Annotated in this window: 15 protein-coding genes; 13 read left to right on the top strand and 2 right to left on the bottom strand. The window is 67.0% G+C overall.

What is annotated here, in order from left to right; translation table 11 throughout:
- Nucleotides 1–11 precede the first annotated feature (11 nt).
- Nucleotides 12–1,955: an acetate--CoA ligase gene (acs, locus tag RT456_RS14205; protein ID WP_313347689.1), complete on the bottom strand. Its 1,944-nt coding sequence runs from the start codon at nt 1,953–1,955 to the stop codon at nt 12–14.
- Between the two features lie 245 nt (nt 1,956–2,200).
- Here acs and RT456_RS14200 point away from each other — a divergent pair, with 245 nt between their 5' ends.
- From RT456_RS14200 to xth, 4 genes are all read left to right on the top strand, one after another.
- Nucleotides 2,201–3,628 (top strand): DcaP family trimeric outer membrane transporter, encoded by a 1,428-nt coding sequence (locus RT456_RS14200; protein WP_313347688.1) that lies wholly within the window; start codon nt 2,201–2,203, stop codon nt 3,626–3,628.
- A 57-nt stretch (nt 3,629–3,685) separates the two neighbouring features.
- Entirely contained in the window at nt 3,686–5,341 is a 1,656-nt protein-coding gene (locus tag RT456_RS14195) for an MFS transporter (RefSeq protein WP_313347687.1), read from the top strand.
- A 132-nt stretch (nt 5,342–5,473) separates the two neighbouring features.
- Entirely contained in the window at nt 5,474–6,928 is a 1,455-nt protein-coding gene (locus tag RT456_RS14190) for a coniferyl aldehyde dehydrogenase (RefSeq protein ID WP_345785093.1), read from the top strand.
- Nucleotides 6,929–7,138: 210 nt separating this feature from the next.
- Nucleotides 7,139–7,906 carry an exodeoxyribonuclease III gene (gene xth / locus RT456_RS14185; RefSeq protein ID WP_313347685.1) on the top strand — a complete coding sequence of 256 codons (768 nt, stop codon included), beginning with the start codon at nt 7,139–7,141 and terminating at the stop codon, nt 7,904–7,906.
- Between the two features lie 147 nt (nt 7,907–8,053).
- On the opposite strand, the gene RT456_RS14180 is transcribed toward xth, so the two are convergent.
- Nucleotides 8,054–8,305 (bottom strand): GlsB/YeaQ/YmgE family stress response membrane protein, encoded by a 252-nt coding sequence (locus RT456_RS14180; protein ID WP_068854466.1) that lies wholly within the window; start codon nt 8,303–8,305, stop codon nt 8,054–8,056.
- Between the two features lie 93 nt (nt 8,306–8,398).
- On the opposite strand from RT456_RS14180, the gene RT456_RS14175 reads away from it, so the two are divergent.
- From RT456_RS14175 to RT456_RS14135, 9 genes are all read left to right on the top strand, one after another.
- Complete coding sequence (locus RT456_RS14175; protein ID WP_313347684.1) at nt 8,399–8,998, top strand: 4'-phosphopantetheinyl transferase superfamily protein; 600 nt, start codon at nt 8,399–8,401, stop codon at nt 8,996–8,998.
- 51 nt (nt 8,999–9,049) lie between these two features.
- Nucleotides 9,050–9,688, top strand: a complete 639-nt coding sequence (gene rsmG / locus RT456_RS14170; RefSeq protein ID WP_313347683.1) for a 16S rRNA (guanine(527)-N(7))-methyltransferase RsmG — start codon at nt 9,050–9,052, stop codon at nt 9,686–9,688.
- A gap of 121 nt (nt 9,689–9,809) precedes the next feature.
- Nucleotides 9,810–10,607, top strand: a complete 798-nt coding sequence (locus RT456_RS14165) for a ParA family protein (protein ID WP_313347682.1) — start codon at nt 9,810–9,812, stop codon at nt 10,605–10,607.
- A complete protein-coding gene (locus RT456_RS14160) occupies nt 10,607–11,530 on the top strand; it encodes a ParB/RepB/Spo0J family partition protein (RefSeq protein WP_313347681.1) in 924 nt (307 codons plus the stop codon). The genes RT456_RS14165 and RT456_RS14160 overlap by 1 nt, the downstream gene beginning before the upstream one ends.
- Before the next feature lie 9 nt (nt 11,531–11,539).
- Nucleotides 11,540–11,848: a helix-hairpin-helix domain-containing protein gene (locus tag RT456_RS14155; RefSeq protein WP_313347680.1), complete on the top strand. Its 309-nt coding sequence runs from the start codon at nt 11,540–11,542 to the stop codon at nt 11,846–11,848.
- A 42-nt stretch (nt 11,849–11,890) separates the two neighbouring features.
- Nucleotides 11,891–12,616 (top strand): suppressor of fused domain protein, encoded by a 726-nt coding sequence (locus RT456_RS14150; RefSeq protein WP_313347679.1) that lies wholly within the window; start codon nt 11,891–11,893, stop codon nt 12,614–12,616.
- 50 nt (nt 12,617–12,666) lie between these two features.
- Nucleotides 12,667–13,632, top strand: a complete 966-nt coding sequence (locus RT456_RS14145; RefSeq protein WP_313347678.1) for an NAD-dependent epimerase/dehydratase family protein — start codon at nt 12,667–12,669, stop codon at nt 13,630–13,632.
- An 87-nt stretch (nt 13,633–13,719) separates the two neighbouring features.
- Entirely contained in the window at nt 13,720–14,442 is a 723-nt protein-coding gene (locus tag RT456_RS14140; protein WP_313347677.1) for a glycosyltransferase family 2 protein, read from the top strand.
- Nucleotides 14,442–14,783, top strand: a complete 342-nt coding sequence (locus RT456_RS14135) for a lipid-A-disaccharide synthase N-terminal domain-containing protein (RefSeq protein ID WP_313347676.1) — start codon at nt 14,442–14,444, stop codon at nt 14,781–14,783. Before RT456_RS14140 ends, RT456_RS14135 begins: the two co-directional genes overlap by 1 nt.
- The last annotated feature ends 275 nt before the right edge of the window (nt 14,784–15,058 follow it).

The following is a 15,058-nucleotide window of genomic DNA, read 5'->3' as shown; positions in this document are numbered from 1 at the left end:
GGTTGGGACCACTATTTGACTTTGCGCTCTTCGACCAGCGACGCCACCACGGAAGGATCGGCCAGGGTCGACGTGTCGCCCAGCTGGTCAGGCGCGTTCTCGGCGATCTTGCGCAGGATGCGGCGCATGATCTTGCCCGAACGCGTCTTCGGCAGGCCGGGTGCCCACTGCAGGTGGTCGGGCGCCGCGATCGGGCCGATTTCCTTGCGCACCCACGCCACCAGCTCCTTGTGCAGTTCGTCGCTCGGCGTCTCGTCGGCCACCAGGGTCACGTAGGCGTAGATGCCCTGGCCCTTGATGTCGTGCGGGAAGCCGACCACCGCCGCTTCGGCCACCTTCGGGTGCGAGACCAGCGCGCTTTCCACCTCGGCGGTACCGATGCGATGACCGGACACGTTGATCACGTCGTCGACGCGGCCGGTGATCCAGTAGTAGCCGTCTTCGTCGCGGCGGCACCCATCCCCGGTGAAGTAGCTGCCCGGATAGGTGCGGAAGTACGTGTCGATGAAACGCTGGTGGTCGCCGTAGACACTGCGCATCTGGCCCGGCCAGGAATCGCGGATGATCAGGTTGCCTTCGGTGGCACCGTCCTTGATCTCGCCATCGGCGTTGACCAGCGCCGGCTGCACGCCGAAGAACGGCAGCGTGGCTGAACCGGGCTTGAGATCGGTGGCGCCGGGCAGCGGTGAGATGAGGATGCCGCCGGTCTCGGTCTGCCACCAGGTATCCACGATCGGGCAACGGCCTTCGCCGACCACGTCGTAGTACCAGCGCCAGGCTTCCGGATTGATCGGCTCGCCCACGCTGCCGAGCAGGCGAAGCGACGCACGCGAGGTGCGCTTGACCGGTGCATCGCCTTCACGCATCAGCGCGCGGATCGCGGTCGGAGCGGTGTAGAAGATGGTCACCTGGTGCTTGTCGATCACTTCCCAGAACCGCGAGGTGGTGGGGAAGTTCGGCACGCCTTCGAACATCAGCGAGGTGGCGCCATTGGCGAGCGGGCCGTACACGATGTAGCTGTGGCCGGTGACCCAGCCGACGTCGGCGGTGCACCAGTAGATGTCGTCCTCGCGCAGGTCGAACACCGCTTCATGGGTGTAGGCCGCGTACAGCAGGTAGCCACCGGTGGTGTGCAGCACGCCCTTGGGCTTGCCGGTGGAGCCGGAGGTGTACAGGATGAACAGCGGGTCCTCGGCGTTCATCCGCTCCGGTTCGCACTGCGCCGGCTGCGGGTCCACCACGTCGTGGAACCAGCGGTCGCGCGGGGCCTGCATGTCCACCGCGCCGCCGGTGTGGCGCACCACCAGCACGGTTTCCACCGTGGTGGTGCCGGGCAGCTTCAGTGCGGCATCCACATTGGCCTTCAGCGGAATCCTGCGACCGCCGCGCAGGCCCTCGTCGGCGGTGATGATCAGCTTGCTGCCGCAGTCGATCACGCGGTCGGCGATGGAGTTCGGCGCAAAGCCGCCGAACACCACCGAGTGGATCGCGCCGATACGCGCGCAGGCCAGCATGGCCACGGCCGCGTCGACGATCATCGGCAGGTAGATGGTGACCCGGTCGCCCTTCTTGACGCCCAGGTTGCGCAGCGCGTTGCCCAGGCGGCAGGTGCGCTCGTACAGCTCGCGATAGGTCACACCCTGCGCAGGCGCATCCGGGCTGTCCGGTTCGAACAGCAGGGCAACCTTGTCGCCGCGCTGCGCCAGCTGGCGGTCCAGGCAGTTCACGCTGGCGTTGAGCTCGCCATCCTCGAACCATTTGATGCGGAAGTCGTCGAGCTGGTAGCTGACGTTACGGATCTTTGACGGCTTGGTGTACCAGTCCAACCGCTCGGCGGCCTGGCCCCAGAAAGCATCGGGATCGTCCAGCGACGCCTTGTAGAGCTGCTGGTAGGTGTTCTTGTCAATGCGCGCCTTGGCGGCAACGTCCGCCTTGACGGGGTAAAGATCGGCCATGGCACCCTCACTTGCACTAGGACTGGGTTGTGCGATCGCAGCATAACCCGCGATCCATCCCCCTCAGTTTGCCGCATCCGCCGGGCCGCGCGTTACGGGAATGGTTAGACCATGGTCGTACCGCACCCGCACGGCGGGCGGGTTCGACCAATGGCCAATAGCGGGGTGCGTCAGGCTGCCGCACGCTCGGCCCGACCGTGACCCCACACGCGGCGATCACTTTGCCACCCGGGAGAGAGGGCAACATGAGCCACCGTATTCTGAAAGCAGCACGTCGGCCGTTGGCGGCCGCCATGTTTGTTGCACTGATCGCGCCAGGCATGGCGTTCGCGGAAACCGCCAAGGAGAAGCAGCTGGAGGCCCGCGTCGCAGAACTCGAGCGACAGGTGCAGCTGCTGCTGTCCACCAGCCAGCAGCAACAGACACAGATCAGCCAGGCACAGACCGACGTGACCGCGGTGAAGACCGTACAGGCCCAGCAGCCCGTGGGGGCCACCGTGCCCGCCGGCAAGCAGCCCATCCAGGTCACCACCATCACCCCGGGCGCCGCGCCGGGTACCACGGTCAAGATCGGCGGCTTCATCAAGGCCGACTTCCTCGCCACCCAGACCGGCGATGGCCAGCTGGCCGACGACGCCACCGGCCGCGCGCTGTACCTGCCGGGCCAGACCCCGGTGGCCGGTGCCGGTGGCAGCGGCGAGCGTTCGGACGTGGACTTCAACGCCCACGCCAAGTTCTCGCGCTTCAACCTGGGCATCGACAACGTGTCGGACAAGGGCAACAAGTCCGGTGCGTTCTTCGAGATGGACTTCTTCGGCAACTCGCTGGGCAACCAGACCGCCACCAATACCTACGGCGTCACCCTGCGGCACGCCTACATGTACTGGAACAACTGGATGGCCGGCCAGACCTGGTCGAACTTCATGGACGCCGCGTCGCTGCCGGAAGCGGCCGATTTCGTCGGCCCCACCGACGGCGTGCTGTTCGTCCGCCAGACGCAGATCCGTTACACCCAGGGCGGCTTCAGCGTCGCGCTGGAGAACCCGGAAACCACCGTGCTCACCGGCACCCGCAACCCGGTCACCGGGGTGTGGACCAACGTGGCCAGCAACAGCGACCGCGGCTCCCTGCCGGACCTGACCCTGCGGTACGGGTGGAAGGGCGACTGGGGCACCTTCGGCGTCGGTGGCATCGTGCGCCAGCTCAAGATCGACAACCAGACCACGGGTGCGGACGCGGACAAGATCGGCGGCGGCCTGACCCTGGGCGGCAAGTGGGTGATGGGCGGCAGCGACCAGCTGCACTACCAGATCAGCGGTGGTGAGGGCATTGCCCGCTACGTGGGCCTGGGCGTTACCGCCGACACAGCGTACGACATCGCCAATGACGAGCTGAACCCGACCGGTGTGCTGGCCGGCTATGTCGGCTGGCGACATGCGTTCACGCCGAAGCTGCGCACCAACCTGATCTACGCGCGCAGCGACTACGACAACGACAGCGTGCTTGGCCCGCTGGTCACCAAGAGCGTGCAGAGCATCCGCGGCAACATTTTCTATACGCCGATGCCCAAGGTCGATATCGGCGCGGAGTACATGTACGGCGTGCGCGAGATCGAGGATGGTCGCAAGGGCGACATCAACCGCGTGCAGTTCACCACCAAATACAGTTTCTAAAGGAGTGCCGACCAACGGTCGGCACCTACAGTCGGCATTACAGAGGGGGAGCTTCCCATGTCAACAACACCTGTACCTGCAAAAGCAGCACTTACCCAGGGGCACAAGAAGGTCATCTTCGCGTCCAGCCTGGGCACCGTTTTCGAATGGTATGACTTCTTCCTGTATGGCTCGCTGGCGGCGATCATCGCCAAGCAGTTCTTCAGCGGGGTCAACGAAACCACGGGCATGATCTTCGCCCTGCTGGCCTTCGCCGCCGGCTTCTTCGTGCGTCCGTTCGGCGCGGCGTTCTTCGGCAGCCTCGGCGACCGCATCGGCCGCAAGTACACCTTCCTGGTCACGATCCTGATCATGGGCATCTCGACTTTCCTGGTCGGTGTGCTGCCCAACTACGCGTCGATTGGTTTTGCCGCACCGGTCATCCTGATCGTCCTGCGCCTGGCCCAGGGCCTGGCCATGGGCGGTGAATACGGTGGCGCGGCCACCTATGTTGCCGAGCATGCACCGGCCGACAAGCGTGGCCTGTACACCAGCTTCATCCAGTGCACCGCCACGCTCGGCCTGTTCATGTCGCTGCTGATCATCCTCGCCTGCCGCTATTTCCTGGGCAACGAGGCATTTGAAGCCTGGGGCTGGCGCATTCCGTTCCTGGTGTCGATCATCCTGCTCGGCATCTCGGTGTGGATCCGCCTGCAGCTGAGCGAGTCGCCGCTGTTCCAGCAGATGAAGGCCGAAGGCAAGGGCTCCAAGACCCCGTTCCGTGACAGCCTCAAGGACGGCAACCTCAAGCTGATGCTGCTGGTCCTGCTGGGCGCCGCGGCCGGCCAGGCCGTGGTGTGGTACGGCGGCCAGTTCTACGCGCTGTTCTTCCTGAGCAGCATGCTCAAGGTTGATGCCACCACCTCCTACCTGCTGATCGCCGCCGCACTGGCACTGGGTACGCCGTTCTTCATCTTCTTCGGCTGGCTGTCGGACCGTATCGGCCGCAAGAAGATCATCCTGGCCGGCTGTCTGCTGGCGGCGGTGACCTACATCCCGGTCTTCAAGGGCCTGACCCACTTTGCCAACCCGGCCATCGAAGAAGCCCGCAGCAGCTCGCCGGCACTGGTCATCGCCGACCCGAACACCTGCTCGTTCCAGTTCGATCCGGTGGGCCTGCGCAAGTTCACCAGCTCCTGCGACGTGGCCACCGCCGCGCTGACCAAGGCGGGTGTGCCGTACGACGTGCAGCCGGCGCCTGCCGGATCGCTGGCCACGGTCAGCGTGGGCGACAAGCAGGTGGAATCGTTCGAGGCCGCTGGCCTGACCAAGGATGAGCTCAAGGCCAAGGGCGATGCCTTCGGCGGCGAACTGAAGACGGCCCTGACGGCGGCGGGCTACCCGGCCAAGGCCGACAACGCGCGCATCAACATCGCCGGTACCGTGTTCATGCTGTGGCTCCTGGTGCTTTACGTGACCATGGTCTACGGTCCGATCGCGGCATACCTGGTCGAACTGTTCCCGACCCGCATCCGCTACACCTCGATGTCGCTGCCGTACCACATCGGCAACGGCTGGTTCGGTGGCTTCCTGCCGGCGATCTCGTTCGCGCTGGTGGCCGGCACCGGCAACCTGTACTACGGGCTGTGGTACCCGATCATCATCGCGTTGATGACGGTCGTGGTCGGCGGCCTGTTCCTGCATGAAACCAAGGGCGTGGACATCACCAAGTAATCCGGTGATGGCGTGAACCAGAAGGGCCGTGGCATTGCCACGGCCCTTCTTTCTTTTGGGCTCCGCGCAGCCACGCAGGGCGTGGCTCTACGCCGGGTGCAAGGACGGTTCGTAGAGCCACGCCCTGCGTGGCTGCGCGGTGTCTCACCGGCCACTTGCTATATTCCGGCCATGATCACCGCCTCCACCGAACCCGCCGCGCTTCCCGCGATCCTGCACACCGTGCGCAGCGCCTGGCAGGCCAACCGGCCGTCGCTGGGCCAGCGCCGCAGCGACCTGCAGCGCCTGCGCATCGCGCTCAAGGCGCGCCTCGAAGAGATGGCTGACGCCATCGCCGCCGATTTCGGTCACCGCTCCACGCACGAGTCGCTGATTGCCGATGGCATGACCGTGCTCAACGAGATCGACCACCTGTTGGGCCACCTGCGCAGCTGGATGCGCCCACGCCGGGTGGCGGTGGGCTGGCGGTTCTGGCCGGCGCGCGCGCAGACGCGAGCGGTGCCGCTGGGCGTGGTGGGCGTGATCTCGCCCTGGAACTACCCGGTGAACCTGGCGCTGATTCCGCTGGCCACCGCGATTGCCGCCGGCAACCACGTCATCCTCAAACCGTCCGAACACACCCCGCGCACCAGCGCCTTCCTGCACGACCTGCTGGCCGACGTGTTCCCGCCCGACCGCGTGGCGGTGGTGCAGGGCGATGCTGCCTTGGCATCCGCCTTGGCCGGGTCGCCGCTGGACCACCTGGTGTTCACCGGTTCCACCGCGATCGGGCGCAAGGTGATGGCCGCCGCCGCGCAGCACCTGACCCCGCTGACCCTGGAACTGGGCGGCAAGTCGCCGGCCATCGTCTGCAGCGACTACCCGCTGCCCAAGGCCGCCGCGCGGCTGGCGACCGGCAAGTGGTTCAACGCCGGGCAGACCTGCATCGCCCCGGACTACGTGCTGATCGACGGGCTTCGCCAGCGCGAGTTCGTGCAGCAGCTGCAAACCCAGGTGCGCGCGCGCTATGGCGATTTCAGCCACCCCGACGACTACACCCGCATCATCAATGACGACCAGTACCAGCGCCTGCTCGGCTACCTGGCCCAGGCGCGCGAACGCGGCGTGCCGGTGATCGAACTGGCCGGCATCGATCCGGAGCGCGCGCGCCGCGAGCGGCTGATCGTGCCCACCATCGTGCTCGATCCGCCGGCCGACCTGGACCTGATGCAGGACGAGATCTTCGGTCCGATCCTGCCGGTGTGCGCCTATCCAGACCTCGACCACGCCGTGGCCGACGTGCAACGCCGCGACCGCCCGCTGGCGCTGTACATCTTCAGTGAGAAGCGCGCGGTGGTGGAGCGTGTGCTGGGCCAGGTCGTGGCCGGCGGCGTCACCGTCAACGACACGCTGCTGCATTTCGCCATCAACGGCCTGCCGTTCGGTGGCGTCGGCCCCAGCGGCATGGGCGCGTACCACGCCCGCGCGGGCTTCGACGCCATGAGCAAACAGCTGCCGATCCTGTGGCAGTCACGCTGGGCGGCGAGCGATCTGCTCAAACCGCCCTATTCACGTATGGCCGGGCTGTTGAAGGCGCTGACCCGGTAAACCGACGACATTGGACGAAGCAGGGTCGTTCCAGTGGGGTGGGTCATCCGCGACCTGGGGAGCCCGTGAGCCGAATAGGGCACTTATTCGGCTCACGCAATGAGCCGATTATCGACGCGGCTCGGCTCAGAGCCCCACCAGCGCTCCGCCGCCGGTGCTTCAGGCCAGGAAGAGCGCGTCGCGTCGGCGCACCGAAGGTAGAATGCCCCCATGAAAATCGCCTCCTGGAACGTCAATTCGCTCAACGTGCGCCTGCCGCACCTGGAACAGTGGCTCACCGCGTTCGCCCCGGACGTGGTCGGCATCCAGGAAACCAAGATGGAGGACCACAAGTTCCCCGACGCGGTGCTGGCCGGACTGGGCTACCGCAGCGTGTTTGCCGGCCAGAAGACCTACAACGGCGTGGCGCTGCTGTCGCGCGAGCCGGCGCAGGACGTGCAGATCGGCATTCCCGGCTTCGAGGACGAGCAGAAGCGCGTCATTGCCGGCACCGTCAACGGCGTGCGCATCATCAATCTGTACGTGGTCAATGGCCAGGACGTGGGCACCGACAAGTACGCCTACAAGCTGCGCTGGCTGGAGGCGGTGCACGAATGGGTGGCGTCGGAACTGGCGAAGTACCCCGAGCTGGTGGTGATGGGTGACTTCAACATCGCCCCCGACGCGCGTGACGTACACGACCCGCTGGTCTGGAACGAAAACCACATCCTCACCTCGACCGCCGAACGTGGCGCGCTGAACAAGCTGCTGCAGCTGGGCCTGCACGACGCGTTCCGGCTGCACAGCGAAGAAGAAGGCGTGTTCAGCTGGTGGGATTACCGCGCGGCCGGTTTCCGCCGCAACCTCGGCCTGCGCATCGACCTGACCCTGGTCTCGGACGCGCTCAAGGCGCGCGCGCTGGCGTCGGGCATCGACCGCGAGCCGCGCACCTGGGACCGCCCCAGCGACCACGCACCGGCGTGGGTGCAGCTGGGGTGACACAGCAAAGGCCCGGCGGGTGCCGGGCCTTTGCGTACAGCGTACCCACCCACGGTATGCCCGCCTTTGGCGGGCCCCCTTCGGGCCGTCGACGAGCGACGTCAGGAACGACATTCGCCGTTCCTTGGGGCACCTACCGGCAAACCCTTAGCGGACGCTGCGGCGGGTGAAGAGATTCACGATCGCCAGCAGGATCACGGCGCCGATCAGCGAGAACAGGAACGTGCGGATCGTGATTGCCTCATTGATGCCACCGCCGAACAGGAACCCGGCGATCAGCGCGCCGACGATGCCGACCACGATGTTGAGGATGATGCCCTGCTGCGCGTCGCGACGCATGATGATGCTGGCAAGCCAGCCCACGATGCCGCCGACGATCAACCAGATGATGATGCCCATGGTAGTAGTTCCCTGTGGTGTGCGGATGAGACAGGCCCAGTTGACGGCAGCTTCCGTGAAGTCGTCGTGCAGTGGTCTTGTCAGGGTGTTCGCATGAGCCTGCCCGCCACCCTCGACGGACCGTGGCGGTTTGGCCCGGTCACCGTGTGGCGCCTGCCGCACGTCCCCGGCACCCGCGGCGAGCCGCAGGCCCGGGTGCTGCTGGCCGAACAGCTCGGCGGCCGCCCCGGGGACCTGCCGCTCCAGCGCGACCCGCGCGGCCGGCCCGAACTGCATGGGCCGCTGGCGCACCAGGGCACCGGCTGGAGCCACAGCCACGGCCTGCTGCTGGTGGCACTGGGCGAGGGCGTGCGCCTGGGCGTGGACCTGGAGCCGCTGCGACCGCGCCCGCGCATGGCCGAAATCATCGAACGCTTCTTCCACCCGGCCGAAGTGGCCTGGCTGCTCGGCCTGGACGAGGACGCCCGCAACCACTGGTTCTTCCGGGTCTGGTGCGCCAAGGAAGCCATCCTCAAGGCGCAGGGGCAGGGCATCTCCTTCGGCCTGCATCGCCTGCAGCTGGCCCCGGGACCCGACGGTGCCCTGCACCTGCCCTGGTGCGACCCCGAACTGGGCCCCGCCCAGCGCTGGCACCTGCACGAATGGCAGGCCGCCGACGATTTCCGCGCCGCGCTGGCCTGGCACCTGCTCTGACCGCACCGAAAACGCGCAACCGCGCCACCGCCACCCTGCGATAATGGGCGCATGACCCAACACACACTGCCGGCCGGCGTGGCCGAAGCCCTTGAGCGTGGCCTGGCCGCGATGGACCTGGACGCCGCCCTGGCGCCGCCCCTGCTGACCTACCTGACCCTGCTCGACCGCTGGAACCGCACCTACAACCTCACCGCCATCCGCGACCCGCTGGAGATGGTGACCCGCCATCTGCTGGATTCGCTGGCCATGCAGCCCTACCTGGAGCAGGGCACGCTGGCCGACCTGGGCACCGGCCCGGGGCTGCCCGGCATCCCGCTGGCCATCGCCCGCCCGCAGCTGCAGGTGACCCTGGTCGAGAGCAACGGCAAGAAGGCCCGCTTCATGCGCGAGGCGATACGCCAGCTCGGGCTGGGCAATGCCCGCGTGGCCGAGTCGCGGGCCGAGGCGCTGGACGAACCGGGCGCTTACGACCACCTGACCGCGCGCGCCATGGATACGCTGGCCGGCATCATCGCCGTCGGCGGCCATCTGCTGCGGCCCGGTGGCCGCCTGCTGGCCATGAAGGGCGTCCATCCGCACGACGAGATCGCCCAGCTGCCGGCCGGCTGGCGGGTTGAACGGGTCCTGCCGCTGCACGTTCCCGGTCTCACCGGTGAGCGCCACCTGGTCGTGGTGGCGGGGCCGTGAGCGGCCGCGAAGGCGTCCGTGGGGGAGTGCGGCGATCCGTCGCCGTGCATCTCACAGTGCATGACACGCCCCATATACGCATAATGGCCAGTCCCACTCCCCGCCGATGAGGCTCACCCGCATGGCCCGCATCATCGCCATCGCCAACCAGAAAGGTGGCGTCGGCAAGACCACGACTGCCGTCAATCTGGCCGCTGCCCTGGCTGCTGCGCCCAAGCGCGTGCTGCTGGTCGACCTCGACTCCCAGGGCAATGCGACCATGGGCAGCGGCGTGGACAAGCGGGAAGTTGCCGCCTCCACCTGCGACCTGCTGCTGGGCGAGAGCACTGCTGTCGAAGTCCGGGTGACCACCCCGGAAGGCTTCGACCTGCTGCCGGGCAACATCGACCTCACCGCCGCCGAGATCCAGCTGATGGACCAGGGCGAGCGCGAGCAGCGCCTCAAGCGCGCGCTGGCCCCGATCCGCGATGAATACGACTTCATCCTGATCGACTGCCCGCCGGCGTTGTCGCTGCTGACCCTGAACGCGTTGGCCGCGGCCGATTCGGTGATCGTGCCGATGCAGTGCGAGTACTACGCGCTGGAAGGACTGAGCGCGCTGGTGGAAACCATCGATGCGCTGCGCGCCAACCTCAATCCCAGCCTGGAGATCGAGGGCGTGCTGCGCACCATGTTCGACGTGCGCAACAACCTCGCCAACGCCGTGTCGGCCGAACTGACCGATCACTTCGGCGACCGCGTGTTCCGCACCATCGTGCCGCGCAACGTGCGCCTGGCCGAAGCGCCCAGCCATGGGCAGAGCATCGTGGGTTACGACCGCGCCTCGCGCGGCGGCGTCGCCTACCTCGGCCTGGCCGGCGAGATCATCCGCCGCCACCACCAACGCAAGACGGCCGACAAGGCCATGGAGACCGCCTGATGAGCACCAAGCCCGCCCTCGGCAAGAAACGCGGCCTCGGCCGTGGCCTCGATGCCCTGCTGGGGCCCAAGGGGGCGGTGACGCAGGTGCAGGCCGCGGCGGTGGTCGAACCGCTGCCGGGTGAAGTGCTGCGCAAGCTGCCGGTGCAGCAGCTGCAGCCGGGCAAGTACCAGCCGCGCCGCGACATGGACGAGACCAAGCTCGCCGAGCTGGCCGAGTCGATCAAGGCCCAGGGTGTGATCCAGCCGATCCTGGTCCGCCAGCTCGGCCCCGACAGCTTCGAAATCGTGGCCGGCGAACGCCGCTGGCGCGCCTCGCAGCTGGCCGGCCTGGACGAAGTGCCGGTGGTGGTGCGCGAGCTGGAAGACCGCACCGTCATCGCGATGGCGCTCATCGAGAACATCCAGCGCGAAGACCTCAATCCGCTGGAAGAAGCCGAAGCGCTGCAGCGCCTGATCAGCGAATTCGCCCTCACCCATGCCGAGGCCGCGCAGGCCGTGGGGCGCTCGCGCGCCGCCGTCTCCAACCTGCTGCGCCTGCTGGAACTGCCGGTGGCGATCCGCCTGCTGCTGGAAACGCGTCGCCTTGAAATGGGCCATGCGCGCGCGCTGCTGACCCTGGCCCCGGAACTGGCCAGCAAGCTGGCGCAGGAAGCGGCCGACCAGGGCTGGTCGGTGCGTGAAGTGGAGCACCGCGCGCAGCAGTTCGCTGCCGGCAAGGTGCCCGGTTCGCTGCGCAGGAAGCCCAGTGCCAGCGCGCCCCAGGCCGATATCGCCTCGCTGGAAACCGAGCTGTCCGAATCGTTGGGCGCCCGCGTGGCCATCAACCACGGCCGCGGTGGCAAGGGCAAGCTCATCATTCATTACACCGACCTGGACACGCTGGACGGTGTGCTCGAACGACTCCGCGCACAGAAGGGCTGAACCCACGTAATGAACCCCACCAAGGTCGACCGCAACCATCTGTTGCGTCTGACCGACCTGCCGAATGTCGGGCCGGCCTGCGAGAAAGATCTGCGTCTGATCGGCATCCGCGTGCCCGCGCACCTGCGCGGCCGCGATGCCTACGACATGTATGCGCAGCTGTGCATGCGCACCGGGGTGATGCACGACCCGTGCGTGATCGACGTGTTCCTGTCGGTCGTGCGCTTCATGCAGGGCGAGGCACCACGACCGTGGTGGGATTTCAGCAAGGAACGCAAAGCCACGCTGGCCAAGGATGCCCCGCTCACCCTGTGGTGAGCCAACGCCCCTGGCCATCCGCGGAGACTACCGGGAGCCACCATGAGCAATGAACACGACGAACTGAGCCCGGGCGGCAGCCCGATCCTGCTGCATACGCAGGAGAAGGATTTCGAGCCCGCGCACGGCGAGGAATCCATCGAGCAGATCAGCGCGCATATCGAACAGCACCTCGGGCCGATCTCGGGCGTATTCCACGAGATCATTTCCGATGCCGTGCACATCGACGTGCACGTGGTCCCGGCCACGGACGCATTCCCGTACCTGCGCCTGGTGACCTCGGGCATGAGCGACCTGCCGATGGCCCTGCCCGAGGGCGTGGAGGCACCGCAGCACATGGAGCTGATGGTCACCCTGCCGGCCGACTGGCCGATCGAGCACGCCGATTTCGAGGATGAGCGCTACTACTGGCCGATCCGCCTGCTCAAGGGCCTGGCGCGGCTGCCGCACAAGTTCGATACCTGGCTGGGCTTTGGCCACACCGTGCCCAACGGCCACCCGGCCGAGCCCTATGCGCCGGGCGTGGGCTTCGACGGCGCGATCGTGCTGCCGTCGGTGAGCGCGCCGGAAGGCTTCAGCCATCTGGTGATCGATGCGGAGAAGACCATCGTTTTCATGGCCCTGGTGCCGCTGTATCCGGAAGAGATGGCGTTGAAGCTGAAGAAGGGCAGTGATGCACTGCTGGACCGCTTCGATGCCAAGGGCATCCGGGACATCATCGAACCGGGCCGCGTCAACGTGGCCAGGAAACGCTTCGGGCTGTTCTGAGCGCAGCGCATCGGCGATATCCTGTCGGCTGGAAATTCCAGGACCCTGCCATGACCCTACTCGTGACCGGCGCTGCCGGCTTCATTGGCGCCAACACCGTCCGTGCCTTGCTGGATGCCGGTGAAACGGTGGTCGGCCTGGACAACTACAACGACTACTACGATCCGCAGATCAAGCGCGACCGCGTGGCCGCGTTGTGCCCGGACGCCGACATCCGCGTGCTCGACCTGACCGATCGCGATGGCCTGGCCGCGCTGTTCGACGAGGTCGCCCCCACCCGGGTGATCCACCTGGCCGCGCAGGCCGGCGTGCGCTATTCGCTGGAAAACCCGCACGCCTACGTGGACAGCAACCTGGTGGGCTTCGTGAACATGCTGGAGCTGTGCCGGCACCGTGGCGTGGCCCACCTGGTATACGCCTCCAGCAGTTCGGTGTACGGCGACTCGGCCACGCCGCCGTTTTCCGAAGACCAGCGCATCGACCGCCCGCGCTCGCTGTATGCGGCCACCAAGGCCGCCAACGAGCTGATGGCCTACACCTACGCCCAGCTGTATGGCCTGCGCGCCACCGGGCTGCGCTTCTTTACCGTGTACGGCCCATGGGGCCGCCCCGACATGGCCCCGCTGCTGTTCTCGCGCGCGGTGCTGGCCGGGCGCCCGATCGAGGTCTTCAACGACGGAAAGATGCAGCGCGACTTCACACATGTCTCCGACATCGTCGCGGGTATCCTCGGCGCGCTGGCGCATCCGTCCGGCGAGGACGTACCGCACCGTGTCTTCAACCTGGGCAACCACACCCCGATCGAGCTCGAGCAGTTCATCGGCATCATCGAAGCCGCCGCCGGACGTCCGGCGCAGAAGGTCTACAAGCCCATGCAGCCGGGCGACATGGTCCGCACGATGGCCGACACCACGCGCGCCACAGACGCATTCGGCTATGAGCCGGCCACCCCGGTCGAGCGCGGGCTGCCGCCCGTGGTGGCATGGTGCCGCGACTATTTCGGGGATCGCGCCTGACTCACATCGACGGGTTCATCTTCAGATAACCTTGGTTGCGGAAAATGCGCGGTCTTTTTCATCCCTGGCCTTTCGCAGAGCCCGATCATGAGCCAACCCCAGTTGTCGGTCGTCGTTCCGGTATTCAATGAACGCGACAACGTCCAACCCCTGATCGACGAGATCACCGCCGCCCTGCGCGGCCAGCTGGACTTCGAGATCGTCTACGTCGACGACCACTCGCGCGATGACACCCTGGCCGTGCTGCAGGCGCTGAAGGCCGGCACCCCCGAGCTGCGGGTCCTGCACCATGTGAGCCAGAGCGGGCAGAGCACCGCCGTGCGCACCGGGGTGAAGCACGCCCGTGCGCCCTGGATCGCCACGCTCGACGGTGACGGCCAGAACGATCCCGCCGATATCCCCAGGCTGCTGGCCGCACGCGCGGCCGCCGCGCCGCAGGTCAAACTGTTCGCCGGCTGGCGGGTCAACCGCCAGGACAGCGGCAGCAAGCGCTGGGCCAGCAAGTGGGCCAATGCGATCCGCGCCCGCATGCTGCGCGACGACACGCCCGATACCGGCTGCGGCATCAAGCTGTTCGAGCGCGACGCATTCCTGGACCTGCCGTACTTCGACCACATGCACCGCTACCTGCCTGCGCTGATGCAGCGCGCCGGCTGGACGACGGTGAGCGTGCCGGTCAACCACCGGCACCGCACCGCGGGCGTGTCCAAGTACAACAACCTGGGCCGGGCGCTGGTGGGGATCCGCGATCTGCGTGGCGTGGCCTGGCTGATCACGCGCAGCAGCCGCACCGCCGTGGAAGAACGCTGATGGAGCTGCATTGGCTCGACCAACCGTTGACCTGGCTGTTCTGGACCGGCCTGCACGTGACCGGCTGGAAGCTGATCGGCTATACCGGCGCGCTGATGTTCGGCGGCCGCTGGCTGGTCCAGTTCGTCGCCTCCCGGCGCGCCGGCAAGCCGGTGATCCCCCGCCTGTTCTGGTACATGAGCGTGGTGGGCAGCCTGATGACGCTGAGCTACTTCCTGTTCTCGGCCAAGCAGGACTCGGTGGGCGTGCTGCAGAACCTGTTCCCGGCGTTTACTGCGTTGTACAGCCTGAAGCTGGATATCCAGCATCGCGGCTGGAAGCGGGATAAGGCGGCGCATTGACGAGGTGCAGCAGCCAACGGTGGGTACCCGCCGTTTGACGGTGTACCGACCAACGGTCGGTACCTACCGGTAGAGCCGACTGGGTAGAGCCGACTGGGTAGAGCCGACCGGGTAGAGCCGACTGTTAGTCGGCTGCTCTCCCCGGACGTCCGCGCGAACGGCAGCCGACTAACAGTCGGCTCTACCCCGCGCCTTCGGCGCTTGGGTCTCGACCGTTGGCCGATCCCCGGTCCTGCCCGCTGCGCGGGCAGCGAACGGCAGCCGACTAACAGTCG

It is taken from the genome of Stenotrophomonas sp., assembly GCF_032099025.1.
In the GTDB taxonomy this organism is placed as follows: Bacteria; Pseudomonadota; Gammaproteobacteria; order Xanthomonadales; family Xanthomonadaceae; genus Stenotrophomonas.
This window is presented reverse-complemented; position numbering and strand designations above follow the sequence as displayed.